The following is a 26,124-nucleotide window of genomic DNA, read 5'->3' on the forward strand; positions in this document are numbered from 1 at the left end:
TCACCGCGGCTTTCGCCTTTTTAGTTGCTGCCATTTTCAGTCCCACCCCAGCGCATCCGGCCTGGCTCGTTCAGCCTTTAGCCCGGCATCAGCGAGAATCTCTACTGCTGTGAGATAGTTTCTGGATACCAGTACCGCTTCCGGTGGCGCGGCCTGAATCCCAAGAAAAGCCAGCTCTTTCGCCATGTTGCAGAAATATCCCTCAGCTTTACGCCTGCTGACTGTCGACTCGCTGATGCCCATATGCTCGGCGTATGATTTCTGCCCTACTGATGCAAGCCGGTTGAGCAGGACGCTCTCTATCTCAATCGGGTTGATTTCTGGTGGGTCTAACTTTCGTGCAATTGCGTTCTCCATGGGTAAATATCCTCTATGGTTATTTGGCTGATGCCTCTTGGCTTGGTAAGCCATCGGTTGGGTTTGGGTATGCTGCTGGGTCAATCTCGTGAGGAGTGACTTTCCATTCAAGAATTTCACATAACGGCAGGATGCGACGGGGAGGAATTACTCCTTTTCTCAGCCACTTGCCTACAGCTTGAGACGAGATACCAAAATGTTCGCCGATGCTCATTTGAGTCATGTGGTTACTGATTTTGATTTTTAATTGGTTGTCCATTTGGCTCTCCAGTTCTACGAGTTGGTAGCTGGAGATTATCACGTAAAACTTTAGGTTCCAACAAAAATCAATCTAATAGTTCCAATGAATAAAGAAACTGAAGGTTGTAAAATGTGAATATGAACAAAAATCTTCATCCCATTTTCGCCAAGCGTATCCAGCAAGTTCTGGATGAGAACGGCTGGTCTATGGCTGACCTCTCACGGCGCGTAATGCTTTCTCACACATCTGTGAGAAAGTGGGCCTCTGGCACGTCTGTAGCCAGCGGAGAGCGCTTGAAAAGGTTATCGGCGGTGACCGGAAGGCCTGAATATTGGTTCTTCATGGAGCCAGGGGATGAAAGTGAAGGCGAAAGGGCTGAACCTAAACCCAGAGTCCTTGATGAAAAAGAAGAAACATTGCTTTCTCTTTTCAATCAACTCCCGGAAGCAGAGAAACTGCGTGTTATCCTCCATACAAAAGCAGTCCTCCAAGAGATGGATCTGCTGAAGAACAACGTTTTTGATCTAATTAACGACCTCAAAAAATAGAACCAAAGAACTCATCCATACAGGTAGCACCTCTTTAGGTGCTATTTTTATGCCCCAAGATAGAACTTTAGTTGCACTTTTTGCTTTACAAATCGAACCTTTGGTTTTATTGTTAGTTTCATCGACAACAAGCGCATCGTTGTCAGGTGTAAAACGTTCCGCTGGCCGGCGATAAGGCAAACGAGGGTGAGAATGATTGATTTCGCACGTAAACCAGCTCGACAGCAGGCCGTCCCGCTCAACCGGATTGAGGTTTTAATCCGCCGCCTCTGCTACCTGCTGGCGCAGAAAGGAGATCCGGATGCTTAAACAATGCGGTTACTGCCGCAAATCCATTGATGAAGGCAAAGAAGTAAAAAACACCCTTCTCTATCGCAACGGCTCGCAACTGGCGCGCAAAGAAAAGGAATATTGTTCCAGGCAGTGCGCTGAATACGACCAGATGGCGCACGAAAGTTAAATAGTAGTTCCGAAATATGAAATGAAAAATTCGCCATTAATTTGGCGTGGCTTCATACACCCTGAATTTAAGACTGGAGAAATTATGGAAATCGTAAAAATCGAAATGAACCTGAAAGCAGTTAATAAGAGCATTGCTTTATTCAATTGCGAAAAGAAAGTCTCAGGCGTTATTCACTCAAATTCAACTGGCGAAACTACTGTGATTCTCGACGGTGGATATGTACTCGGAAAGTTCGACTGTCCTCATTGTGCTGTAGAAGCCATTTCGCTGCTCACAGTCAAGGTAAGTGATGGAGAACAAGCAGGGTTTGGTAATTACCGAAGTTACAAGCTTGATTACTCAGAAAAATTTTATCAGACCATCCATTAAGAAAACGCCCACCGAAGCGGGCGTGCCCTGTCCGGTCCAACCGACCAAAGCGTACCGGACATAACAACCTGATATATCGGGGTGCTGTTAAGGCACCTCCATTCTACACGAATCGAGGATAAAGTAATGAGTGGAACTAATCCTGTATTTTTAGTCCGCAGAGCAAAAAAGCAATCCGGTAATAAAGATGCGGTGCTCTGGTGCAGCGATGATTTTGAGGCTGCAAATGCAACGCTGGATTATTTGTTGATTAAAACCGGCGCAAAGCTGAAAGATTATTTTAAAGCTGTTGCCACTAATTTCCCTGTCGTTAACGAGTTGCCCCCAGAAGGCGAACTGAGCCTCACTTTCTGCGATTACTATCAACTCGCTAAAGACAATATGACCTGGACGCAAATCCCCGGCGTCACCCTGCCATCATCTGAAGCCGCCGCCGCGGCGCGCCAGCATATCGTCGACGGTGTTGATACCGAAACAGGCGAAGTGCTGGAAGACCATACCGAAAATTTTGGTAACGAAAGCAACAGCCCTGCCCAGGCAACAGCTCCAGCCCCCGAGCTGACTGTTGTCGCAACTATGCCTCTCCGTCACCGCGTTCTTGCTCAGTACATAGGTGAAGGTGAGTATCTTTATCACGTCGACGCCTCCCAGAAAAAAGAAATTCTGCGTCTCGAAATGGACACCGATAATTCATATGTCCAGAACCTGCTGCTTGCCGCCGAGAATGTTGAAGCGTTCAAGAAAGCCATTGAACATGACATTCACAAAATAGTGAATGCCGTTAAAAAAGTATTCCCTGTCGATGGAAAAACTCCTGAACTGGCGACTGTTATCCAGTTCCTTAAAACATGGTTCGAGACGGAGCATATCGATCGCGGTTTGCTCGTTAAGGAGTGGGCGAAAGGCAACCGTGTATCGGCTATTCAACGCACTGAAAGCGGCGCCAACGCTGGCGGTGGCAATAAGACTGACCGTAACCCTGATTACGAACACACTCTCGATACTCTGGACGTAGAGATTGCAATGGCCACTTTGCCTATGGACTTTAATATCTATGAGCTACCTGGCAGCGTTTACCGTCGCGCAAAAGAAATCGTAAAGAAAAAGGAAAGTCCGTTCAAAGAATGGTCCGCAGCACTTCGCGCAACGCCCGGTATCCTGGATTATTCCCGCGCCGCTATTTTCGCGCTGATCCGAAGCGCACACCCTGAGTTTTATCACTACCCCGGACGCCTTCAGGGGTATATCAACGCCAACTTAACGGAGACTGATCACGAGAACCCCACCGAGGAAGCTCTCACGGCTGCCCGACACACTCCGGAAAAAGACGCGGTAGAAGAAGCCAACCGACAGCTTGCCGCCGCGCGCGGTGAATATGTGGAAGGCATCAGCGACCCGAACGACCCAAAATGGGTGAAAACCGGGACAAGCCAGCCGACCACCGAACCTGAACTGGTTAAAAATGTTGGCAACGGTATTTTCGACGTGTCCGCTTTAATGCAGAACTCATCAACTCATGGCACAGAAACGAATCCGGAGACCACCAGCAATGTGCAGGTTCAAAAAGCTGACAGTGATGAAAAACAGGCTGGTGATGCGGTGCAGGCAGGCGAAGGCGATCTGGGTACTGGTAAAGAAGCAGTTACCGTAGAGAACCAGAATCAGGCTGAGACGCACCAGAACAACGATTCTGTGAGCCAATCTGAACCTGAGGCGCAACAAAACGTACCGGAATCGCAACAAGAAGAGCCAGAAGCAGCCTGGCCGGAATACTTCGAGCCGGGCCGCTATGAAGGTGTACCAAACGAGGTTTACCACGCCGCCAACGGGATCAGCTCAACTCAGGTGAAAGATGCTCGCGTGTCGCTGATGTACTTTAACGCGCGTCACGTAGAGAAGACTATCGTCAAAGAGCGCTCTCCAGTGCTTGATATGGGCAACCTGGTACATGCTCTGGCTCTACAGCCGGAAAACCTCGAAGCGGAGTTCAGCGTAGAGCCGGAGATCCCTGAGGGTGCTTTCACCACCACCGCCACCCTGCGCGAGTTCATCGACGCGCACAACGCCAGCCTGCCAGCGCTGCTGAGTGCTGACGATATCAAAGCGCTGCTGGAAGAGTACAACGCCACCCTGCCGTCGCAGATGCCGCTTGGAGCTTCGGTAGATGAAACCTATGCATCGTATGAGCAGCTTCCCGAAGAATTCCAGCGCATTGAAAACGGCACCAAACATACAGCCACGGCGATGAAAGCCTGCATCAAAGAGTACAACGCCACCCTGCCCGCGCCGGTTAAAACCAGCGGCAGCCGTGACGCGCTGTTGGAGCAACTGGCAATAATCAACCCTGACCTGGTCGCTCAGGAAGCGCAAAAATCGTCGCCGTTGAAAGTCTCTGGCACGAAGGCCGATCTGATTCAGGCCGTGAAATCAGTCAACCCGGCAGCGGTATTCGCCGACGAATTGCTGGATGCGTGGCGGGAGAACACCGAAGGGAAAGTGCTGGTCACCCGCCAACAGCTCAGCACCGCGCTGAACATTCAGAAAGCCCTGCTGGAGCACCCGACCGCCGGCAAATTGCTGACTCACCCAAGCCGCGCTGTCGAGGTGAGCTATTTTGGGATTGATGAGGAAACCGGGTTGGAAGTTCGGGTACGCCCTGACCTTGAGCTCGATATGGGCGGCCTGCGCATTGGCGCCGACCTGAAAACTATCAGCATGTGGAACATCAAGCAGGAAGGCCTGCGTGCGAAGTTGCACCGTGAAATCATCGATCGGGACTATCACCTGAGCGCGGCCATGTACTGCGAAACTGCGGCGCTGGACCAGTTTTTCTGGATTTTCGTCAACAAAGACGAGAACTACCACTGGGTCGCCATCATTGAGGCGTCTACCGAGTTGCTGGAACTTGGCATGCTGGAATACCGCAAAACAATGCGAGCGATAGCAAACGGCTTCGACACTGGTGAATGGCCAGCGCCTATCACAGAAGACTACACCGACGAACTGAACGATTTTGATGTGCGCCGCCTTGAAGCGTTGCGCGTACAGGCATAAGGGGAAAATCATGGAAAACACAAATATTGTTACCACTGAGCAGCAGGCACCAAACACCATTTCTGCCAGTAACGCAATTTTTAACGTTCAGGCACTGGGTCAGTTAACAGCTTTCGCTAACCTGATGGCAGACTCACAGGTGACGGTACCGGCACACCTTGCAGGGAAACCAGCCGACTGTATGGCTATCGTTATGCAGGCTATGCAATGGGGCATGAACCCTTACGCTGTGGCGCAGAAAACACACCTGGTTAACGGTGTTCTTGGTTACGAGGCACAACTGGTCAACGCAGTAATCGCAAGCTCCAGTGCCATTCATGGCCGTTTTCATTACCGCTATGGGGGTGACTGGGAGCGCTGCACCAGGACACAGGAAATCACACGCGATAAAAACGGTAAAAATGGGAAGTACACCGTCACTGAGCGCGTTCGTGGCTGGACGGATGAGGACGAGATCGGCCTGTTCGTTCAGGTTGGTGCCATTCTGCGAGGTGAATCTGAAATCACCTGGGGAGAACCTCTTTACCTCTCCGGCGTTGTTACCCGCAATTCTCCGCTATGGGTTTCAAACCCTAAACAGCAAATTGCTTATCTGGGCGTTAAATATTGGGCTCGCCTGTACTGCCCGGAAGTGATCCTCGGCGTGTACAGCCCTGATGAGGTTGAGCAACGAGAAGAACGCGAGATTAACCCTGCTCCAGTCCAGCGCATGAGCGTACAGGAAATCACCAGCGAGGTTAGCACCAGGACCAGCGCGCAGGAGTCGGCAGCTAACGTTGATGCTGTTGCCGACGATCTTCGCGAACGCATTGATACAGCAAGTTCCGTTGATCAGGCAAAAGCAATCCGTGCGGATATCGAATCACAGAAAGCGTTGCTGGGTACTGCGCTGTTCACCGAATTAAAAAACAAAGCAGTGAAGCGCTATTACCAGGTCGATGCACAGAATAAAGTCGAGGCAGTGATCAACTCAATTCCAAACCCTGGCGAACCGGAAGCCGCAGAGATGTTTGCTAAAGCTGAAAGTACGCTTGGCGCTGCTAAACGTCATCTTGGCGACGAACTGCACGATAAGTACCGCATCACCCTGGACGATATGAAACCGGAATACATCGGCTAATTGCATCGGGAGGGGTTACGCCCTCCCGCCTGAGGAGGTTTTATGCGCCTTATAAATCGCAGTAAGCAATCCCCATTGGGTCGTCGCGCATGTGATGTTGCACTGGCGGCGCATCATGAGAAGTTCGGCGATTACGGCAGACAAAAGCACGTTACCAATTACACCGTTGTAGTGGATGGCGTAAAGGTTCCTGTCGAAGTAGTTAACCGGGCCACCAGCTACGTAGCCACCGCAATGATCGGCGTTCGGAAACTTAGAAATCTGCCGGCACAGGCAAACTGAATATTAGCGATGGCCCGCTGCGGGGCCACTGGAGAAAACGATGAGCAAAAAAATTAGAGACTTTGAATTGATGAGCACCCGCGAAATTTGCTGCCAGCTCAGGATTTCTTCCAGGACGCTGGAGCGTTACCGTAAGCGACCAAGCGACAACAACCCATTCCCGGAGCCTGACTGTTCATATATGGGTGGCTCCAACAAATGGCTTAAAACCAAAGTCAATGAGTGGCAGGTCAGGGAAATGTCACGACCAACACGCCGTCCAATGTCGCATCTGAATCTGCCCCGTGACAACAAAGGTCGGCTCATCCGGTCTGACGTGGCGTGAACTCCAGAACATCGGGCTCGATGATGCTCATCAGTCGGGCCCACCATTTACTATAAGCTTCTCTCATTTCTTCGATATAGGTGTATTTGTCGTACACCGACCACACTCCAGGCAGTTTATGCCCGAGCATCATCTCAGCAATATGTGGTTCAGTCAGCTCGGAGAAATTCGTTCGCGCAGTTCTGCGTAGATCATGGATCGTAAAGTGCGGAACCTGCTCGTTATAAGCCTTCAGCATGAACTTAACAAGGTTGCTGCTGATGCTCATATGAAAGCCTTCGCTCATCGGCTTGTCTGCATATTTTGAGAAAACAAAACGGCCCGGTGCCAGCTCAATGGCTCGTTGTATCAGCGGGAGCATTTCAGGGATGATCGGGCGGATTATCGGCTTCTTACTTTTCCGTCCCGTTTTATGATTTTCCCACGGTACGGTCCAGACGCCCTCCTCAAAATCGAAATGCGAAACTTCAGCCTGACGGAGTTCACCGACCCTGCACGCCCATATCAGAGACAATTTATAAAGAATCTTGTTTCGCTCAATAAGGCGGGAATCCTCAATAGCTCGCCAGACAATCGCAATTTCTTTGCGATCCAGTGTTCTCTCCCCCATTTTCTTCTGAATACCAAAATCACGACCGGACATTTCAGAAAGTGGGTTAACCTCAAGCAACTGGCGCTTCACTGCCCATGAGTAGCACTGCCGACCGTTACTAATTACTCGCCGGGTGATCTCAGTGTATCCCTGCGCCAGTCGGTCCAGAACTGTAAGCCAGTTGTGCAGCGTCAACTGATGCGCTGGATACTTACCCAGCTTAGGGAATACATGCAGCTCAAACGAACGCAGTATTTGATCGGATGTTTCTTTCTGAACGCATACCATCGCATGCCATTCTCTGAAAAGTTCCTCGAATGTGTACTGGCTGTTGATTTTAGCTTTATCGAGGCCTTGCCTGATCCGCGGATTTTCTCCACGGGCAAGAATGGCGGCCCACTTAGTTACCTCTTCGCGCGCGGCCTTCAACCCGAATTCCGGGTAACTGCCGATCGTCATCTTGTCCTGCTTACCCAGGAAACGGAATCGGTAGAAAAAAGTGACGGCGCCCTTTTTGGAAATGCGCACCCACAGACCGTCCCGGTCTGCCTTCTCTTCAACTTTATCGCGTTCGCGCCCGAGGCACGACTTTAGATAACTATCTGAAATAGCCATGATTTATCCCTGCATGTGTCCATCAGAACGGAAGATTCTGTGTCCATCATAGGATATGGACGCACTGGTGGACACAAAAACCATGACTCATGATGTCGTAGGTTGACTGTACATGCAACCAGTATCATTTTTGTGAGCGCTTATTTTGCGGGGATCTTGAGAGGATTTTGTCGTAGGTTTGCGGAGGGTGGCGGGGTATCAATTATCGATGTGAGCAATGATCGAAAAGTTACGTATGTTCTTCATAGAGATAAATTATTATGCCTTACGCCTGGTTGACCAGACTTTAGAGGTCGCTGTTCTGAGCTTAACGTCTGTTTTAACTGAAACGCCGCATTCTACACTACAACGCTAAGGCGAGGAAATGTTCATAGTGTAAGGAGAGCGGGAACTGGAAAACGCCTCGCTTTTTCCTGTAAAACACCGCAACGCAGGAAAAGCGCATGTTTATCGGGACAACAACCCAACGCGGCAGGTGTACCGTTGGGCAAAACGTTTACTGGCGCGTTTCGATTGAGGTAGTTTCGACGCGAACAAGGTCCGGCGGGAGGGCAACGTTTAAAATCACCGGCTGCCAGGCGTCGCGCTCCGCCAGTTTTCGGGAATAGCCGCGGGCAACCAGAAAACCGCCCACGCCGCCCAACACGGCCCCGCTTAATGCGGCAAGGTCAGATCCAAACAGCATCTGAAAAAGCGCCGCACAAAGAAATAGCCCCGCTAAAGGCGACATATAGACCAGCAACGCCGAACCTAAAAGGCTTTTTTCGGCGATGCCCAACTCGACTTTCTGCCCCGGCGCCAGCGGCTCCGCGCTTGGAACAACAATGGTATGCGTGGTTTGCGGCCCTAATTTATTCAGCACGCGACTGCCGCATCCCGCACGGGAGGCGCAGCTACTGCATGACGCTTTAACGTCGCAGCTCACCACCGCCTGACCATTCTGCCAGGAGATAACGGTTGCCCACTCTTTAATCATTGTACTGCCCTGAATTTGATACTGTCGGCAATGCGCTTCGCCGTTTGCGGCGGAAGCTCGCCGACAATGGTGATTTCCGCGTTGTCGCGAACGCTGCTATAAACCGTTCGGCGCCCGGTGCGCAGCATCTGATCGCTGCTGTTTTGCGTCGCCCGGTTCACATTGACGGAAAAGCTAAACAGACCGTCAGAATAAAGCCGCGATTCGATAGGCAGGTTATCCATCGTCGGCAACGGACGACGGCTGCTGGAAACTTCGCTAAAGCCTTGCGGTACCCAGGATGGACTCCAGTTAAATTTCGTTTTTTCGCCACCGGGAACAGAAAGCAGCGGCGGCAGATTCGCCTTCGCCAGCGCCTGCATGTTGCTGCCGATATCCTGACTCACCGTGAACGCAATAACGCGGAACTGCTCCAGCGTCTCGCCATCGCGATCCAGCAGATCAACGCGCATCGGCAGTTTAGTGTCCATGTCCATCCAGACGATATAGCTGTAACGCGTACCATCGCGCGCCACAACGCGGATAACTTCGCACAATCTGTCTGCGATACGGGTACGTCCGACAGAAATAAAGTCGTAGTAAGGCGCCAGGCGCTTGAAGTCGGTGTAAATCAGGGAAGGCAGAGAATCGACAATATAATCACCGTTCAGGGTGAACGGCTCAAGGCCCGGTTCAAAATAACTGATTTCATTACCACGCTGTACGACCTCCCGGCGGGGACCGTCCAACTGTAGCAATTGCGCAAGCGGGCGACTATCCAGGCGTGCGTGTCGATAACGTAGAGATTCAACGCCTTGTTTCGTGATGCTGACGAATGACAGCTCGTAATTCAGTGACTGACTGGCGATGTTCATCTGCTGCAATAACGCCCCGGACGCAGGGTCGGCCGAGGCGTTTACTGAGAAGAACAGGCTAGCCGCCACAAGGGACATGGCAAACCAAAGTTGCTTCATTACTGCGATTGCGTTCCTAAAGTTTGGATTCCTGGCACCTGTACCGCGGCTTGCTGGGTTTGCGCCTGCTCAAACTGAAGCTGTTCGGAGTGCAGTCGGCGCTGCAGTTCATAGTCCTGCAACATGGCATTAATGCGACGACGCTGCTCCTGTACCTGCTGTTGCTGACTGCCGACAGGCGCTGCTTCAGAAGGCACTCCCAGACTTACCGGGCTGGCTTTCCCCATCATAGGCAGGGTATTGAAAACCGGCGTTTCAGGTTGTTGGGATGTTTCAGATTGCCCATTATAGTGCTGGACACCGACGATAACTGCAAGTGAAACGCACGCCGCCACGCCCATTTGGGTAAGCTGCGCCGCCCACGGACGCACTTTTTTCCAGAACGGCATTTTCTGCCATTGCTGCGGAGCGGGTTGGGCCTCAGGGATTAATGGCGACACCTGACGTACTGGCTCGTTTTCAATAGCGGCCATCACGCGAGCGGATATATCGAAATGGAGAACGTCAGGCGTATCCCCCCGCATTGAATCGCGGATCAGGTGATAACTCTCCCAGGTTTTCTGCATTTCCGGGTCGTGCGTAAGCGCTTTGAGCAGCTCACTATCCAACGTTTCGCCATCCATCAAAGCGGAAAGTTTTTCTTTCTGCATGCCTAATACCTTTTCCAGTATCCCGCTATCGTCAACGCCTGATAAGCGGTTGAACTTTATTATCAATAGCTTCCCGCGCCCGGAAGATACGTGAACGCACCGTCCCCACCGGACAATCCATGATAGCCGCTATCTCTTCATAGCTCAGGCCATCCAGCTCCCGTAAGGTGATTGCCATACGTAAATCTTCCGGGAGGGACTCAATAGTTCGGAAAACTATCTGTCTCAGTTCTTCTGACAACATTAAGTTCTCAGGGTTCGAAATTTCTTTCAGCGCGCCGCCGCTTTCAAAGTTTTCTGCTTCAATCGCGTCTACATCACTGGAAGGCGGACGACGCCCCTGCGCAACCAGGTAGTTCTTCGCGGTATTGACCGCAATGCGATACAACCAGGTATAAAAAGCACTATCCCCCCGGAAAGAATCCAGCGCGCGATAGGCCTTAATAAATGATTCCTGTACGACATCGGGAACGTCGCCCGATGGCACATAGCGGGAAACCAGACTCGCCACTTTATGCTGGTAGCGCACTACCAGTAAGTTAAAGGCTTTCTGATCTCCCTTCTGGACCCGTTCAACCAGGACCTGGTCCGTTAACTGCTCGCTCATCCGAGGTAATGTCTCCCCAAACCAAATTTCCACGCGCTTTCGAAACGCCACTCCATAAGCCGCACTATGAGCAAGCAACAGGTTAGAGTGTCTATGTTTCGTAAAGTTCCGTTACGCATTTGTTTTTGTTTGTCATGTTGTAGACAGGTCTTATCTTCCATTATAAGTCTACAGATGCTGAACAACGCACTATCTGTACAGAAATGCCCATTTCGTCGTTTGCAGAGTAACCTAACAGCATCTTTATTTCACTACAAAATCCGACGCTAACACCCTGCCCTATAAAATATTTTTTGCCGTTTATCTCTCGCCGTATTTTTATTTTATGTTTAATAAGCACAACACCAGCGAAATCATCACGTGCTTTTTAGCGCCATATAGTGCTAATCTGCCGCAACCGTGTTTAGTAAATTAAACAAAAAACCATGATGACAACTCCTGAACTGTCCTGTGATGTGTTAATTATCGGCAGCGGCGCGGCCGGGCTCTCGCTGGCGCTGCGTCTGGCTGAAAAGCATAAGGTTATCGTCCTGAGTAAAGGGCCGGTGAGCGAGGGCTCCACGTTTTATGCGCAGGGCGGTATTGCCGCCGTGTTTGATGAAACCGACAGTATTGCGTCGCATGTCGAAGATACGCTGATTGCCGGCGCCGGAATTTGCGATCGCCACGCGGTGGAGTTTGTCGCCAGCAACGCTCGTACCTGCGTGCAGTGGCTTATCGATCAGGGCGTCCTGTTTGATACGCATGTCCAGCCAAACGGCAAGGAGAGCTATCATCTCACGCGTGAAGGCGGCCATAGTCATCGCCGTATCCTTCATGCCGCCGACGCTACCGGAAAGGAAGTCGAAACCACGTTGGTCAGTCGGGCGCAAAATCATCCTAATATTCAGGTGCTGGAACGCAGCAACGCCGTTGATTTAATTATCTCCGATAAAATGGGTCTGCCGGGGCCTCGCCGGGTCGTCGGCGCCTGGATCTGGAATCGCAATAAAGAGTGGGTTGAAACCTGTCATGCGAAGTCGGTGGTGCTGGCGACCGGCGGCGCCTCAAAGGTTTATCAATATACCACTAACCCGGATATTTCCTCCGGCGACGGTATCGCGATGGCCTGGCGCGCAGGCTGTCGGGTCGCTAATCTGGAATTTAACCAGTTTCATCCCACCGCCCTTTATCACCCGCAGGCGCGTAATTTTCTCCTTACCGAAGCGCTGCGCGGCGAAGGCGCATACCTTAAACGTCCGGACGGTTCACGGTTTATGCCGGACGTTGACGAACGCGGGGAACTGGCGCCGCGCGATATTGTCGCCCGCGCCATTGACCATGAGATGAAACGACTCGGCGCAGACTGTATGTTTCTCGATATCAGCCACAAGCCTGACGATTTTGTCCGCCAGCACTTCCCGATGATCTATGCGAAACTGCTCGATTTGGGGATGGATTTAACCAAAGAACCGATTCCCATTGTTCCTGCCGCGCACTATACCTGCGGCGGCGTGGTCGTCGATGATTATGGTCGTACCGATGTAGACGGCTTATATGCCATTGGCGAAGTCAGTTACACCGGCCTGCACGGCGCTAACCGTATGGCGTCCAACTCGTTGCTGGAATGCTTAGTGTACGGCTGGTCCGCAGCAATGGATATCGACAGGCGAATGCCTTCTGTCCACAGCGTTGACGCCCTTCCCGCCTGGGATGAAAGCCGCGTGGAGAACGCCGATGAGCGGGTGGTGATTCAGCATAACTGGCATGAACTGCGCCTGCTGATGTGGGACTATGTGGGAATTGTGCGCACGACGAAACGGCTGGAGCGCGCCCTACGGCGTATTACTATGTTGCAACAAGAGATTGACGAGTATTACGCCAACTTTCGCGTCTCGAATAATTTACTGGAGCTGCGCAATCTGGTGCAAGTGGCCGAACTGATTGTGCGTTGCGCGATGATGCGTAAAGAGAGCCGGGGGCTGCACTTTACGCTGGATTATCCGCAACAACTGGCTGAATCAGGCCCATCGATCCTTTCGCCGTTAACGCCTCACATAAACAGATAAAATGCCTGGGTCAGCGCCGTATAACTTTCAGAATAATGCTGGTCTGACCCGCGAATCACTAATCTGTCGCTAAAGCACTCCCCGGCTTGCGGGGAGAATGCGAGCAAAACCCGGTGCGGCAAGCGCGCTTCGTTTTCCGCAACGTCAGTACGTAGCCGCAAATGCCATCCCATGTTGAGCGCTTGCTGCGTAAAAGCGTTACCTATTTGTTCCGGCAAGACTACGCAAAAAAAGCCATCTTCGGTAATACAATCCGCCGCAATAGCCAATAACGTCTGGTGATCCAGCGTAGCGGTGTAACGCGCCTGCTCCCGCTGCGGCGTGGCGCATTCCACACCGGGTTCGTAATAAGGCGGGTTGCTGATAATAAGATCAAAGCGTACCGTCTGGCGAGGCGCCCAACTCTGAATATCGTCAGTATGCACCGTTATTCGATGCGGCCAGGGAGAGTGAGCCACGTTTTCCTGCGCTTGCATGGCAGCCCCGGCATCCAGTTCCACGGCGTCAATAGGCACATTGTCATCCGTCCGCTGCGCCAGCATTAACGCCAGCAGACCGCTTCCAGTACCGATATCCAGAATTCGCTTTACATCCGCGACCGGCGCCCACGCCCCGAGTAAAATACCGTCAGTTCCCACTTTCATCGCACACCGATCGTGTGCGACAAAAAACTGTTTAAACGTAAATCCGTTACGACGAAGAACGGAGCCAGACTGAGACATGTAAAAACAACCTTGCAAAAAACGGCGACAGCGCCGAGTGAAAACAATACCTGAGAAGGGATATCCATACAAACAGATGAAGATTGCGGCCGTAACGTCTATAATCAGCGCCCCACACAGAGGTAGAACATGACTGTAACGACTTTTTCCGAACTTGAACTCGACGAAAGCCTGCTGGATGCCCTCCAGGATAAAGGTTTCACTCGCCCGACCGCCATTCAGGCTGCCGCCATTCCGCCTGCGCTCGATGGCCGTGATGTACTCGGTTCTGCGCCGACAGGCACCGGTAAAACGGCGGCATATCTGCTGCCGGCGTTGCAGCACCTGCTCGACTTTCCGCGTAAAAAATCGGGGCCGCCGCGTATTCTGATCCTGACGCCAACCCGCGAACTGGCAATGCAGGTTGCCGATCACGCTCGTGAACTGGCTAAGCATACTCATCTGGATATCGCCACGATTACCGGCGGCGTGGCCTATATGAACCATGCTGAAGTGTTTAGCGAAAACCAGGATATCGTGGTCGCCACAACGGGCCGTCTGCTGCAATATATAAAAGAAGAGAACTTTGACTGCCGGGCGGTTGAAACACTGATTCTTGACGAAGCTGACCGGATGCTCGACATGGGCTTCGCTCAGGACATTGAACATATCGCTGGTGAGACCCGCTGGCGTAAACAGACGATGCTGTTCTCCGCCACGCTGGAAGGCGATGCGATTAAAGATTTTGCCGAGCGTCTGCTGGAAGACCCGGTTGAGGTTTCCGCCAATCCGTCAACCCGCGAGCGTAAGAAAATTCACCAGTGGTACTACCGTGCCGACAATTTCGAACATAAAGTTGCGCTGTTGAAACACCTGCTAAAACAAGACGATGCAACCCGTTCTATCGTGTTTGTACGTAAACGTGAACGCGTCCATGAACTGGCCGAAACGCTGCGTCTGGCAGGGATCAACAATTGCTATCTTGAAGGTGAGATGGCGCAGATCAAACGTAACGAAGGTATTAAGCGTCTCACCGACGGTCGCGTTAACGTGCTGGTCGCGACCGACGTCGCGGCACGCGGGATTGATATTCCTGACGTCAGCCACGTCATTAACTTCGACATGCCGCGCAGTGGCGATACCTATCTGCATCGCATTGGTCGTACAGGCCGTGCGGGCCGCAAAGGCACTGCAATCTCGCTGGTAGAAGCCCACGACCATCTGTTGCTGCTGAAAATCGGTCGCTACATCGAAGAGCCGCTAAAAGCGCGCGTCATTGATGAGCTTCGCCCGACCACGCGTGCGCCCAGCGAAAAGCTGACCGGCAAACCGTCGAAAAAAGTGCTGGCGAAACGCGCCGAGAAGAAAAAAGAGAAAGAAAAAGAGAAGCCGCGTGTGAAGAAACGTCACCGCGATACAAAAAATATCGGTAAGCGCCGCAAGCCAAGCGGTACGAAGATGCAGGAGCAATCCAGCGAAGAGTGATGATAATGCCGGGTTCGTTAACCCGGCATTTTTTTATCGATGAATAGACGTAAAAAAAACGGAAGACGTATAAACGTCTACCGTTTTTTACACCCCAAGTCGGTATAATTCGTGAATCTTACAGGCTTTCGGTAAAGGTACGAGCGATAACGTCGCGCTGCTGTTCCGGCGTCAGGGAGTTAAAACGCACCGCATAACCAGAAACACGAATAGTCAGCTGCGGGTATTTTTCCGGATGCTTAACCGCATCTTCCAGAGTTTCACGACGCAGAACGTTAACGTTCAGATGCTGACCGCCTTCAACGCGTACTTCCGGTTTAACTTCCATCGGAATTTCACGGTATTCGATCTCGCCCAGTTTGCTGACAGCCACAACTTCATCTTCAGCAAAGCCGGATTTTGCAACGATGCAGCGCGCTTCGCCTTTTTCGCTGTCCAGCAGCCAGAAGGAATTCAGCAGGTCGTCGTTAGCGGCTTTAGTAATCTGGATACCTGTAATCATGTGATGCCTCCCCAGGCAAAATTATTTGATTTCGGTCGGCCTAATCCCGGCCAATTGGTAAAACCATTGTTGCTTGAGTGTATATATACCCTTCGATCACCCTTCATTCTTTGATTTAAATCAATAAAAACCACACCATAAAAAGGGTGATGAAGGGAATTTATTGTTTTACATCAACTTACACCATTCAGACCTATAAACTTTTTACATAAATTTTCAACTATCTTTTGTAGGTAACCGTTTTTGTAGCACGCAGGATTTTGCACTGCAGAAAGAAGCAGTTAAGCTAAGGGAACTGGAAATTCGCAGGAGAGCGAGATGGCGACTGAGTTAACCTGGCACGATGTGCTGGCTGATGAGAAACAGCAACCTTACTTTATCAATACGCTTCACACTGTTGCTGGCGAGCGTCAGTCGGGTATCACGGTCTACCCGCCGCAAAAAGATGTGTTTAACGCCTTTCGCTTCACGGAACTGGGCGACGTTAAGGTGGTGATCCTGGGACAAGATCCTTACCACGGCCCCGGCCAGGCACATGGTCTGGCGTTTTCCGTGCGTCCTGGGATCGCTCCCCCGCCGTCATTAGTGAATATGTACAAAGAGCTGGAAGCCTCCATTCCCGGCTTTGTTCGCCCCGCGCACGGTTATCTGGAAAGCTGGGCGCGCCAGGGCGTACTGTTACTGAATACGGTGCTCACGGTACGGGCAGGCCAGGCGCACTCTCATGCCAGCCTGGGGTGGGAAACCTTTACGGATAAAGTGATAAGCCTGATTAACCAACACCGCGAAGGGGTCGTCTTCCTGCTGTGGGGCTCGCACGCCCAGAAGAAAGGCGCGATTATTGATCCACAGCGCCACCATATTCTGAAAGCTCCGCATCCCTCGCCACTCTCTGCGCACCGCGGATTTTTTGGCTGTAACCATTTTGCGCTAACGAACCAATGGCTGGAACAACACGGCGAGAAAACTATCGACTGGACGCCAGTATTACCGGCTGAGAGTGAATAACGTTGGCGACTCGCCGTTTTATCGCCCGGATAACGGCGCGAAAGCGCCTTGTCTGACCGGGCGGTAGGAAGTACATAATCGGCCCGGCGCGCGTTGCGTCACCGGGCTGCAGCCCTTACGCTTTATTCTGTCGCCACCACTCGGCGAGCAGTACGCCTGTCGCAACCGACACATTCAGGCTTTCCACGTTCCCGGTGCCGTTAATTTTCACGCACAGATCGTCGGGTTCGCGCGCCGCTTCCGGCAGGTAGTCATATTCACGGCCTAAGACCAGCACCATCTTTTCCGGCAGGGTCGTACTAAAGAGCGCCTGACCGCGATCGCTGGACGTCGTCACCACGGTGTACCCCGCCTGACGAAAATCATCCAGTACGTCAACAATGCTTTCACCAGTGATCGGCTGGACATGCTCCGCCCCGCCTTCCGCGGTACGAATCGCCGCGCCGGACTCCAGCAACGCCGCATCCTGTACCACCACGCCTTTCACGCCGAAGTGCGCGCAGCTACGCATCATGCCGCCCAGATTATGCGGGTTAGCGACATCTTCCAACGCCAGCACGCAGTCTTGATCCGCCGCCTGCTTTACCCATTGCTTAACGGTCGTACCGTTACGCTTTTTAATCAGGAAACACACGCCACCGTGGTGCTCAGTCCCGGAAGCTTTTGCCAGTTCGGCTTCATCCACCACATGGTAGGCTTTACGATTCGCCGCCATCCAGCGCAGCGCCTCTTTAAAACGCGGGGTCACGCTTTGGATAAACCATGCGCGCACGATGGCGTCAGGACGGCTCTGGAATAGCGCCTGGCAGGCATTTTCGCCGTAGACGCGTGTCTCTTCCGCACGCTGGCGACGCAAAACTTCAGGGTCGATAAAACTTTTACCGCTAATACCACCATGATCGACTTTTTCAGGCGTTTCATCGCCTGGCGCGCGTGACACGGTGCGCCACGGCGAAGTTTCATGTTTACGGTCACGGCTCTGATTATTTCGCTCATCACGGGCGGGGCGACGTCCACCGTCAGTGCGAGACTTTGCTGGGCGGCCTCCCCCTTTCCCGGTACGCGGGTTATGGGTGCGTTTATCAGAGTCATCATCACTACGGACATACATCACTTTGACTTTGCCGCTTTTGTTTTTTAATTCATCGTTCATGCTTTTCTCCACCAGCGCTGCGCGAAGCGCGAAGATTACCCGATGTGCATCCGGTTAGCCATGATTTCGTTTAAAAGCTTGCGACTATTGTACTCATTGAATAAAACACATTGTTGTTTAGCACAGACTCCTCGATAATATGTAACATTATAGAAACATCCCGCGCGTAGCGGGACGTCTTCCGACGTATTCAGAGGTTAGCTATGAACACCGTTTGTACCCATTGTCAGGCCATTAACCGCATCCCCGACGATCGGCTTCAGGACGCGGCAAAATGTGGACGCTGCGGTCATGAGTTGTTTGACGGAGAAGTCATTAATGCGACCGGCGAAACGCTGGACAAACTGTTGAAGGACGATCTTCCAGTGGTGATCGACTTCTGGGCCCCCTGGTGCGGCCCTTGCCGTAACTTTGCGCCAATCTTCGAGGATGTCGCAGAAGAGCGCAGCGGTAAAGTCCGTTTCGTCAAAGTGAATACCGAGGCGGAACGGGAACTCAGCGCCCGTTTCGGTATCCGCAGCATCCCGACGATTATGATTTTTAAACATGGACAGGTGGTCGATATGCTTAATGGCGCAGTGCCTAAAGCGCCTTTCGACAGCTGGCTGAACGAAGCGCTGTAAACGCCACGGGGCGCATCTTGTGCCCCGTTTTCACCTCTGCCACAATAGCGTTTTTCTCCGCAAACGCTTTCTATGACCAATAACGCTGTCCTTCAGTTACGCGCCGAACGGCTTGCGCGCGCTACTCGCCCTTTTCTTGCCAGAGGCAATCGGGTTCGCCGCTGTCAACGCTGCCTGCTGCCGCTAAAATCTTGCCTGTGTGATACGTTAACGCCTTCTCAGGCGAAAAGCCGTTTTTGTCTGGTCATGTTTGACACTGAACCGATGAAACCCAGCAATACCGGCCGGCTGATAGCCGATATTTTGCCGGATACCGCGGCGTTTCAGTGGTCGCGTACCGAGCCGCCGCAGGCGTTGCTGGAGCTGGTACAGCATCCGGATTATCAGCCGATAGTGGTCTTTCCTGCGTCCTACGCCGGCGAAGCGCGCGAGGTCATTTCCACCCCGCCCGCCGGGAAACCGCCGCTGTTTATTATGCTGGACGGCACCTGGCCCGAAGCACGTAAAATGTTTCGTAAAAGCCCTTATCTGGATCATCTGCCGGTCATTTCCGTCGATTTATCGCGTCTTTCAGCTTATCGTCTGCGTGAAATCCATGCCGAAGGGCAATATTGTACCGCCGAAGTCGCCATAGCGTTGTTAGATCTGGCGGGAGATACCGAGGCGGCAACCAGTTTAGGTGAACATTTCACCCGTTTCAAAACGCGCTATCTGGCAGGAAAAACGCAACATCCGGGAAACGTCACAGCATAAAATAGCGAAAGCGTTTAAAATTATCCGGTCACTTCTGTGTAAGGGAAACCGGTATGAGCCAGCAAGGACTGGAAGCGCTACTGCGACCAAAATCGATCGCGGTGATTGGCGCATCAATGAAGCCCCACCGCGCGGGTTACCTGATGATGCGTAACTTGTTGGCGGGCGGATTCAATGGCCCCGTCCTTCCCGTGACGCCCGCCTGGAAAGCCGTTTTAGGCGTCATGGCCTGGCCGGATATCGCCAGTCTTCCTTTCACCCCCGATCTGGCTATTTTATGCACTAACGCCAGCCGTAACCTGGCGTTACTGGACGCGCTTGGCGCGAAAGGGTGTAAAACGTGCATTATCCTTTCTGCTCCCACGTCGCAACATGAAGAACTTCTTGCCTGTGCCCGGCATTATAAAATGCGTCTGCTGGGTCCAAACAGTCTTGGGCTCCTCGCGCCGTGGCAAGGGCTGAATGCCAGCTTTTCTCCCGTCCCGATTAAACAGGGCAAGCTCGCTTTTATTTCCCAGTCTGCCGCCGTGTCCAATACCATTCTTGACTGGGCGCAACAGCGTGAAATGGGCTTTTCCTACTTTATCGCGCTGGGCGATAGCCTGGATATTGATGTCGATGAACTACTGGACTATCTGGCGCGCGACAGCAAGACCAGCGCGATTTTGCTCTATCTGGAACAGTTAAGCGACGCCCGCCGTTTTGTTTCCGCCGCCCGTAGCGCTTCACGTAACAAACCGATTCTGGTGATTAAAAGCGGCCGAAGCCCGGCAGCCCAGCGTTTACTTAATACCAGCGCGGGAATGGACCCTGCGTGGGATGCGGCCATCCAGCGCGCAGGCCTGCTGCGAGTCCAGGATACGCACGAGCTTTTTTCCGCCGTCGAAACACTGAGCCATATGCGTCCGCTACGCGGCGACAGACTGATGATTATCAGCAATGGCGCCGCGCCTGCCGCGCTGGCGTTAGATGAGTTGTGGTCGCGTAACGGCAAGCTGGCGACGTTGAGCGAAGAGACCTGCCTGCAACTACGGCAGGCGCTTCCCCCGCACATTGATATTGCCAATCCGCTGGATCTGTGTGATGACGCCAGCAGCGAACATTACGTCAAAACGCTGGATATCCTGCTCGCCAGTCAGGATTTTGACGCGCTTATGGTTATCCACTCTCCCAGCGCTGCCGCGCCGGGTACGGAAAGCGCCCATGCTCTGATCGAGACGATTAAACGCCACCCCAGAGGCAAGTTTGTTACGCTGCTGACAAACTGGTGCGGCGAGTTCTCGTCTCAGGAAGCAAGACGGCTATTCAGCGAAGCCGGCTTACCAACCTACCGCACACCGGAAGGCACGATTACCGCGTTTATGCATATGGTGGAATACCGGCGTAACCAGAAGCAACTGCGGGAAACGCCAGCGCTGCCGAGTAACCTGACGTCCAATACCGCTGAGGCGCATAATCTGTTACAGCGGGCGATTGCGGAAGGCGCCACCTCACTGGATACCCATGAAGTACAGCCGATTTTACACGCCTATGGGCTGCATACGCTCCCAACCTGGATTGCCAGCGACAGCGCTGAAGCGGTGCATATCGCCGAACAGATAGGCTATCCGGTAGCTCTCAAGCTACGCTCGCCCGACATTCCGCATAAATCTGAAGTTCAGGGGGTCATGCTTTACCTGCGAACCGCAAGCGAGGTACAACAGGCCGCGAACGCCATTTTCGATCGTGTAAAGATGGCCTGGCCGCAGGCGCGGATTCACGGTTTGCTGGTACAAAGCATGGCTAACCGCGCCGGCGCGCAGGAGCTTCGTGTGGTGGTCGAGCACGATCCGGTATTTGGTCCTTTGATTATGTTGGGTGAAGGCGGCGTAGAGTGGCGTCCGGAAGAGCAGGCGGTCGTCGCGCTGCCGCCGCTCAACATGAATCTGGCGCGCTATCTGGTGATTCAGGGCATTAAACAGCGGAAAATTCGCGCCCGTAGCGCGCTGCGTCCGCTGGATATTGTCGGTTTAAGCCAGTTGCTGGTCCAGGTTTCAAACCTGATTGTCGATTGCCCGGAAATTCAGCGTCTGGATATCCATCCGTTGCTGGCTTCCGCCAGTGAGTTTACCGCGCTGGATGTGACGCTGGATATTGCCCCGTTTGATGGCGATAACGAAAGTCGACTTGCGGTACGCCCCTATCCCCACCAGCTTGAAGAGTGGGTGGAGATGAAAAATGGCGATCGCTGCCTGTTCCGTCCTATCCTGCCGGAAGATGAGCCCCAACTGCGACAATTCATCGCACAGGTCACCAAAGAGGATCTTTACTACCGTTATTTCAGCGAGATCAACGAATTCACCCATGAAGATTTAGCCAACATGACGCAGATCGACTACGATCGAGAAATGGCCTTTGTGGCCGTGAGGCGGATGGACAACGCTGAAGAGATCCTCGGCGTAACGCGCGCGATCTCCGATCCTGACAACGTAGATGCCGAGTTTGCCGTATTGGTGCGTTCAGATCTCAAAGGGTTGGGTTTAGGACGCCGTTTAATGGAGAAATTGATTGCCTATACTCGCGATCACGGATTGAAGCGGCTGAACGGTATTACGATGCCGAACAATCGCGGCATGGTCGCGCTGGCCAGAAAACTGGGATTTCAGGTCGATATTCAGCTCGACGAGGGCATCGTGGGATTGACGCTGAATCTGGCCAAATGTGATGAATCGTGAGTAATGTACTGGAAATGTTGACCACTTTAACGGGTACTGATGTTATTATTGCTCGCTTATGTCGTCTGCATAGCACAGAGGACCCTTCAATGAACAGAGAAGAAATGCACTGTGATGTTGTCAAAATTTAAGCGTAATAAACATCAACAACACCTTGCCCAACTCCCTAAGATTTCTCAGTCAGTTGATGATGTAGATTTCTTTTATACTCCTGCTACTTTTCGGGAGACACTGCTGGAGAAAATCGCCAGCGCGACGCAGCGTATTTGTATCGTTGCCCTGTATCTGGAACAGGACGATGGGGGTAAAGGTATACTCGACGCGCTCTATGCGGCTAAACGGCAGCGTCCTGAACTGGACGTGAGGGTGCTGGTCGACTGGCATCGCGCGCAACGCGGGCGCATTGGCGCAGCAGCCTCGAATACCAATGCAGACTGGTATTGCCAACTGGCGCAGGAAAACCCCGGCATTGATGTCCCGGTTTACGGCGTACCGATTAATACGCGAGAAGCGCTTGGCGTACTGCATTTTAAAGGCTTTATCATTGATGATAGCGTCCTGTACAGCGGCGCCAGCCTGAACGATGTCTATCTCCATCAGCATGACAAATATCGCTACGATCGCTACCAGCTGATTCGCAATCGGCAAATGGCAGACATCATGTTTGACTGGGTGACGCAGAATCTGATGAATGGCCGTGGTGTGAATCGTCTGGATAATACCCAGCGTCCGAAAAGCCCGGAGATTAAAAACGATATCCGCTTATACCGTCAGGAGCTGCGTGATGCGTCATATCATTTTCAGGGTGACGCTAATGACGAGCAGCTCTCCGTTACGCCGCTGGTCGGGCTTGGCAAATCCAGTCTGCTGAACAAAACCATTTTCCATCTCATGCCCTGTGCGGAGCATAAGCTCACCATTTGTACCCCTTACTTCAATCTACCAGCGGTACTGGTGCGGAATATTATTCAGCTACTACGCGACGGAAAGAAAGTCGAAATCATTGTTGGCGATAAAACCGCGAATGATTTTTACATTCCGGAAGATGAACCGTTCAAGATCATTGGCGCGTTACCCTATCTCTATGAGATTAACCTGCGCCGCTTCCTGAGCCGTTTACAGTATTACGTCAATACCGATCAGCTTGTGGTGCGTCTGTGGAAAGATGACGACAATACCTATCATTTGAAAGGGATGTGGGTAGATGATAAATGGATGCTACTCACCGGCAACAATCTGAATCCTCGCGCCTGGCGTCTGGATCTGGAAAACGCCATTCTGATCCACGATCCTAAGCAGGAGCTTGCCCCTCAGCGGGAAAAAGAGCTGGAACTTATCCGAACGCACACAACCATCGTAAAACATTATCGTGACCTGCAGAGCATTGCCGACTATCCGATAAAAGTGCGTAAATTGATTCGCCGTCTGCGCCGGATCCGCATCGACAGATTAATTAGCCGTATCCTGTAATCGAAGCCCCGTCCTGTACGGGGTTTTCTCTTAGGAGTGAACTGGTGCGCGTGTTGATTCCTTTTACGGTGTTGTTTCTCTCCGGGTGCAGCCATCTGGCTAACGACCGCTGGAGCGGTCAGGATAAAGCCCAGCATTTTATGGCATCAGCGATGCTATCGGCAGCCGGTAATGAGTATGCGCGTCACCAGGGAGTAAGCCCTGACCGCAGCGCAGCGATAGGGCTGATGTTTTCTTTGAGTCTCGGAGCCTCAAAAGAACTCTGGGACAGCCGCCCGGAAGGCAGCGGCTGGAGCTGGAAAGATTTTGTCTGGGATGTCGCTGGCGCGACAACCGGTTACGCTATCTGGCAAATGGCGCGATACTAAAGGCGCAAGCCCTTTCCTTTACGGTGCAACATCAGCGAAACCAGGAAAGCCAGAACGGCCATCGCGGTAACATACCAGAAGAACGAACTCTCCATACCGACAGACTTTAGCGACAGCGCGACATATTCCGCAGAGCCGCCAAATAACGCATTTGCTACCGCGTAAGATAAACCGACGCCCAGGGCGCGAACCTGCGCCGGAAACATCTCCGCTTTCAGGATCCCGCTAATCGAGGTATAGAAACTCACAATCAATAGCGCGCACATCACTAAAGCAAATGCGGCATAAGGCGACGTCACATTCTGCAACGCGGAGAGAATTGGAACGGTGAAAAGCGTCGCGAGTGCGCCAAAACATAGCATAGAGGTGCGCCTGCCAATCTTATCGGATAACGCGCCGAATAACGGCTGTACCAACATGAAAACACACAGCGCGACCGTCATAATGCCGCTGGCGACATTGGCATGCATACCTGCTGTATTTACCAGATATTTCTGCATATAGGTGGTGAAGGTATAAAAGCACAGCGAGCCTGCCGCGGTGAAACCAAGCACCATCAAAAAGGCTTTGCGATTACGCCACAAACCTTTCAACGAACCGGCTTCTTTTAATGCGCGAGTCTCATACTTCGAGGTTTCATCCAGCTGGCGACGTAGCCATAACGCCACAACCGCCAGCACGGCGCCCAGCGCAAAGGGAATACGCCATCCCCAGGCACGAAGCTCAGCATCCTCCAGAACCTGCTGCAAAATCACAACGACCAGCAATGCCAGTAGTTGGCCACCGATAAGCGTAACGTACTGAAACGAGGCGAAAAATCCCTTACGACCTTCAAGCGCAACTTCACTCATATATGTCGCGCTGGTCCCATACTCTCCCCCTACCGAGAGCCCCTGAAATAACCTTGCAATAAGTAGCAGCGCCGGTGCCCAGGTGCCGATGGTATCGTAACCAGGTAAGCAGGCAATCACCAGCGACCCCATGCACATCATGCACACCGAAATCAACATTGAGGCTTTGCGCCCGCGTCGATCGGCAATGCGTCCAAACAGCCAACCACCGATAGGTCGCATTAAAAAACCGGCGGCAAAGACGCCTGCCGTTTGCAAAAGCTGAGTGGTGGTATTACCAGAAGGAAAGAAGATATGTGCAAAATAGAGCGAGCAGAAAGAGTAGACGTAGAAATCAAACCATTCCACTAAGTTTCCGGAAGAGGCCCCCACGATAGCCCATATGCGTCGCCGCATCTCCGGAGCCTCAGCGTTGTTTTTATCTATACGCTGAATAATTTCTGCCATACTGTTCTCCTTGTTGCCAGGCTTAATCGGCCTTTTATTTTGGAGATTCAGATTACGCGAGACCAAAAAGTAAATAAAGTGTTAATTATTTGTTTGCTAATTTTTATCCCCACCGTGCCTGATGCTGGCGTTTCCGTTTCAGATAGTCTTCGTCCTGACGAATTTTATCCCACCAACCTTTGAAAACCGTTGCCGCCGCGGCCTTAATAGGATCATTACCCCGTGTATTCAGGCTGCCGTCTTCGGCATACTTTTTACCGCCTTTATAGTTAGCGTATCGCCTGGCGCGGGTGTATCCCATCTGAATAAATTTACGCGCCATGTCCATACCAACGAAATCATCCTGCTGCCGGTAAGCTTCGAACAACTGGTAGATTTGCTCTGCGGATTTCATCGCCGATGCTTCATCTTTATAGCGCCAGAAAGGAAGAATTTCGCTTTTGTAGGGTTCAACCAGTAGCACCCCCTGCTCGCCTCGTCCAACCTGATACAATTCAGGCTGCTGGCGGAAGTCGATGCTGGAAAAGTCCTGCTGGTAGTTAAAAGGTTTGATAGCCAATGAAAATCCTCACTGCTTATATAAGCACGTATAAAGGATAGTTCATCGTTAATGATTGGGTGGGTTGTGCTCTTATCAGTTCTACAAGAGCACCAGCTTCGTAGGTGGGATAATTCCTGTATGCCGGATAAGGCGGAGCTGCCATCCGACGGTGCCGGTTGCCTGATGGCGCTGCGCTTATCAGGCCTACGATTTTACAGTTACCACACACGCAAAAAAGCCCGTCCAGACGGACGGGCTTCTTCACTTGTCTGATGCCTGGCAGTTTATGGCGGGCGTCCTGCCCGCCA

At 52.2% G+C, this 26,124-nt stretch carries 30 protein-coding genes; 16 read left to right on the forward strand and 14 right to left on the reverse strand.

Going from position 1 to position 26,124, the window contains the following annotated elements:
• Positions 1–36 precede the first annotated feature (36 nt).
• Positions 37–411 (reverse strand): CII family transcriptional regulator, encoded by a 375-nt coding sequence (locus ACLD4K_RS17945; RefSeq protein WP_001574095.1) that lies wholly within the window; start codon positions 409–411, stop codon positions 37–39.
• On the reverse strand, positions 377–616 hold the full coding sequence (locus tag ACLD4K_RS17950) for a helix-turn-helix domain-containing protein (protein ID WP_000370145.1): 240 nt from the start codon (positions 614–616) through the stop codon (positions 377–379). Before ACLD4K_RS17950 ends, ACLD4K_RS17945 begins: the two co-directional genes overlap by 35 nt.
• A 119-nt stretch (positions 617–735) precedes the next feature.
• On the opposite strand from ACLD4K_RS17950, the gene ACLD4K_RS17955 reads away from it, so the two are divergent.
• From ACLD4K_RS17955 to xis, 8 genes are all read left to right on the forward strand, one after another.
• On the forward strand, positions 736–1,146 hold the full coding sequence (locus tag ACLD4K_RS17955) for a helix-turn-helix domain-containing protein (protein WP_001038966.1): 411 nt from the start codon (positions 736–738) through the stop codon (positions 1,144–1,146).
• A gap of 108 nt (positions 1,147–1,254) precedes the next feature.
• Positions 1,255–1,455: a hypothetical protein gene (locus tag ACLD4K_RS17960; RefSeq protein WP_411012266.1), complete on the forward strand. Its 201-nt coding sequence runs from the start codon at positions 1,255–1,257 to the stop codon at positions 1,453–1,455.
• Positions 1,448–1,606, forward strand: a complete 159-nt coding sequence (locus ACLD4K_RS17965; protein ID WP_000917563.1) for a YdaE family protein — start codon at positions 1,448–1,450, stop codon at positions 1,604–1,606. Before ACLD4K_RS17960 ends, ACLD4K_RS17965 begins: the two co-directional genes overlap by 8 nt.
• A gap of 21 nt (positions 1,607–1,627) precedes the next feature.
• Positions 1,628–1,978: a hypothetical protein gene (locus ACLD4K_RS17970; RefSeq protein WP_023239959.1), complete on the forward strand. Its 351-nt coding sequence runs from the start codon at positions 1,628–1,630 to the stop codon at positions 1,976–1,978.
• 126 nt (positions 1,979–2,104) lie between these two features.
• Entirely contained in the window at positions 2,105–5,032 is a 2,928-nt protein-coding gene (locus ACLD4K_RS17975; protein WP_094894940.1) for a RecE family exodeoxyribonuclease, read from the forward strand.
• The gene (locus tag ACLD4K_RS17980) at positions 4,995–6,152 is read left to right on the forward strand and encodes a RecT family recombinase (RefSeq protein ID WP_077907589.1); all 1,158 of its coding nucleotides are present in this window, start codon (positions 4,995–4,997) and stop codon (positions 6,150–6,152) included. Before ACLD4K_RS17975 ends, ACLD4K_RS17980 begins: the two co-directional genes overlap by 38 nt.
• Positions 6,153–6,194: 42 nt before the next feature.
• Complete coding sequence (locus ACLD4K_RS17985; protein WP_001237031.1) at positions 6,195–6,434, forward strand: DUF4060 family protein; 240 nt, start codon at positions 6,195–6,197, stop codon at positions 6,432–6,434.
• Between the two features lie 40 nt (positions 6,435–6,474).
• Positions 6,475–6,759 carry an excisionase Xis gene (gene xis, locus ACLD4K_RS17990; RefSeq protein ID WP_001670787.1) on the forward strand — a complete coding sequence of 95 codons (285 nt, stop codon included), beginning with the start codon at positions 6,475–6,477 and terminating at the stop codon, positions 6,757–6,759.
• Here xis and ACLD4K_RS17995 read toward each other — a convergent pair.
• The 6 genes from ACLD4K_RS17995 to rseD form a co-directional block, all read right to left on the reverse strand.
• Positions 6,737–7,966: a tyrosine-type recombinase/integrase gene (locus ACLD4K_RS17995; protein ID WP_001007937.1), complete on the reverse strand. Its 1,230-nt coding sequence runs from the start codon at positions 7,964–7,966 to the stop codon at positions 6,737–6,739. The genes xis and ACLD4K_RS17995 overlap by 23 nt on opposite strands.
• 496 nt (positions 7,967–8,462) lie before the next feature.
• Positions 8,463–8,942, reverse strand: a complete 480-nt coding sequence (gene rseC / locus ACLD4K_RS18000) for a SoxR-reducing system protein RseC (protein WP_000589049.1) — start codon at positions 8,940–8,942, stop codon at positions 8,463–8,465.
• Complete coding sequence (gene rseB, locus ACLD4K_RS18005) at positions 8,939–9,895, reverse strand: sigma-E factor regulatory protein RseB (RefSeq protein ID WP_000812021.1); 957 nt, start codon at positions 9,893–9,895, stop codon at positions 8,939–8,941. Before rseB ends, rseC begins: the two co-directional genes overlap by 4 nt.
• Positions 9,895–10,545, reverse strand: a complete 651-nt coding sequence (gene rseA, locus ACLD4K_RS18010; RefSeq protein ID WP_001168374.1) for an anti-sigma-E factor RseA — start codon at positions 10,543–10,545, stop codon at positions 9,895–9,897. The genes rseB and rseA overlap by 1 nt, the downstream gene beginning before the upstream one ends.
• Positions 10,546–10,576: 31 nt before the next feature.
• Entirely contained in the window at positions 10,577–11,152 is a 576-nt protein-coding gene (gene rpoE / locus ACLD4K_RS18015) for an RNA polymerase sigma factor RpoE (protein ID WP_000003307.1), read from the reverse strand.
• Positions 11,149–11,313 (reverse strand): rpoE leader peptide RseD, encoded by a 165-nt coding sequence (gene rseD, locus ACLD4K_RS18020; RefSeq protein ID WP_014344135.1) that lies wholly within the window; start codon positions 11,311–11,313, stop codon positions 11,149–11,151. The genes rpoE and rseD overlap by 4 nt, the downstream gene beginning before the upstream one ends.
• Positions 11,314–11,577: 264 nt before the next feature.
• Here rseD and nadB point away from each other — a divergent pair, with 264 nt between their 5' ends.
• Positions 11,578–13,200: an L-aspartate oxidase gene (gene nadB / locus ACLD4K_RS18025; RefSeq protein WP_000989181.1), complete on the forward strand. Its 1,623-nt coding sequence runs from the start codon at positions 11,578–11,580 to the stop codon at positions 13,198–13,200.
• On the opposite strand, the gene trmN is transcribed toward nadB, so the two are convergent.
• Entirely contained in the window at positions 13,185–13,922 is a 738-nt protein-coding gene (trmN, locus tag ACLD4K_RS18030; protein ID WP_000083345.1) for a tRNA(1)(Val) (adenine(37)-N(6))-methyltransferase TrmN, read from the reverse strand. The two genes, nadB and trmN, sit on opposite strands and share 16 nt — an antisense overlap.
• A 129-nt stretch (positions 13,923–14,051) precedes the next feature.
• Between trmN and srmB the strand changes: the two genes are divergently transcribed.
• Complete coding sequence (srmB, locus tag ACLD4K_RS18035; protein WP_000219174.1) at positions 14,052–15,386, forward strand: ATP-dependent RNA helicase SrmB; 1,335 nt, start codon at positions 14,052–14,054, stop codon at positions 15,384–15,386.
• 118 nt (positions 15,387–15,504) lie between these two features.
• Here the strand turns inward: srmB and grcA are convergent, their stop codons facing one another.
• Positions 15,505–15,888 (reverse strand): autonomous glycyl radical cofactor GrcA, encoded by a 384-nt coding sequence (grcA, locus tag ACLD4K_RS18040; protein WP_000627811.1) that lies wholly within the window; start codon positions 15,886–15,888, stop codon positions 15,505–15,507.
• Between the two features lie 318 nt (positions 15,889–16,206).
• Here grcA and ung point away from each other — a divergent pair, with 318 nt between their 5' ends.
• Positions 16,207–16,896, forward strand: a complete 690-nt coding sequence (ung, locus tag ACLD4K_RS18045; RefSeq protein WP_000179978.1) for a uracil-DNA glycosylase — start codon at positions 16,207–16,209, stop codon at positions 16,894–16,896.
• 115 nt (positions 16,897–17,011) lie between these two features.
• On the opposite strand, the gene ACLD4K_RS18050 is transcribed toward ung, so the two are convergent.
• Positions 17,012–18,049: a tRNA/rRNA methyltransferase gene (locus ACLD4K_RS18050; RefSeq protein ID WP_000997368.1), complete on the reverse strand. Its 1,038-nt coding sequence runs from the start codon at positions 18,047–18,049 to the stop codon at positions 17,012–17,014.
• Between the two features lie 203 nt (positions 18,050–18,252).
• On the opposite strand from ACLD4K_RS18050, the gene trxC reads away from it, so the two are divergent.
• The 5 genes from trxC (at position 18,253) to ACLD4K_RS18075 (ending at position 23,977) form a co-directional block, all read left to right on the forward strand.
• On the forward strand, positions 18,253–18,672 hold the full coding sequence (trxC, locus tag ACLD4K_RS18055; RefSeq protein WP_001098732.1) for a thioredoxin TrxC: 420 nt from the start codon (positions 18,253–18,255) through the stop codon (positions 18,670–18,672).
• A gap of 72 nt (positions 18,673–18,744) precedes the next feature.
• A complete protein-coding gene (tapT, locus tag ACLD4K_RS18060; protein WP_000183642.1) occupies positions 18,745–19,425 on the forward strand; it encodes a tRNA-uridine aminocarboxypropyltransferase in 681 nt (226 codons plus the stop codon).
• A gap of 53 nt (positions 19,426–19,478) precedes the next feature.
• On the forward strand, positions 19,479–22,139 hold the full coding sequence (gene pat / locus ACLD4K_RS18065) for a protein lysine acetyltransferase (RefSeq protein ID WP_001728948.1): 2,661 nt from the start codon (positions 19,479–19,481) through the stop codon (positions 22,137–22,139).
• 114 nt (positions 22,140–22,253) lie between these two features.
• Positions 22,254–23,609, forward strand: a complete 1,356-nt coding sequence (pssA, locus tag ACLD4K_RS18070) for a CDP-diacylglycerol--serine O-phosphatidyltransferase (protein WP_411012267.1) — start codon at positions 22,254–22,256, stop codon at positions 23,607–23,609.
• A gap of 44 nt (positions 23,610–23,653) precedes the next feature.
• Positions 23,654–23,977, forward strand: a complete 324-nt coding sequence (locus ACLD4K_RS18075) for a YfiM family lipoprotein (protein ID WP_001264478.1) — start codon at positions 23,654–23,656, stop codon at positions 23,975–23,977.
• On the opposite strand, the gene ACLD4K_RS18080 is transcribed toward ACLD4K_RS18075, so the two are convergent.
• The 3 genes from ACLD4K_RS18080 to ACLD4K_RS18090 form a co-directional block, all read right to left on the reverse strand.
• Positions 23,974–25,275, reverse strand: coding sequence for an MFS transporter (locus tag ACLD4K_RS18080; RefSeq protein ID WP_411012262.1), 1,302 nt, complete (start codon positions 25,273–25,275; stop codon positions 23,974–23,976). The genes ACLD4K_RS18075 and ACLD4K_RS18080 overlap by 4 nt on opposite strands.
• A 103-nt stretch (positions 25,276–25,378) precedes the next feature.
• Positions 25,379–25,834 carry a DUF4385 domain-containing protein gene (locus tag ACLD4K_RS18085; protein ID WP_000985653.1) on the reverse strand — a complete coding sequence of 152 codons (456 nt, stop codon included), beginning with the start codon at positions 25,832–25,834 and terminating at the stop codon, positions 25,379–25,381.
• Between the two features lie 16 nt (positions 25,835–25,850).
• Positions 25,851–26,124: hypothetical protein (locus tag ACLD4K_RS18090; protein WP_411012263.1), on the reverse strand; the 274-nt coding region annotated here is incomplete at its 5' end.

This window comes from Salmonella sp. 741265055_HSA, from assembly GCF_046569525.1.
Lineage (GTDB): Bacteria > Pseudomonadota > Gammaproteobacteria > Enterobacterales > Enterobacteriaceae > Salmonella > Salmonella enterica.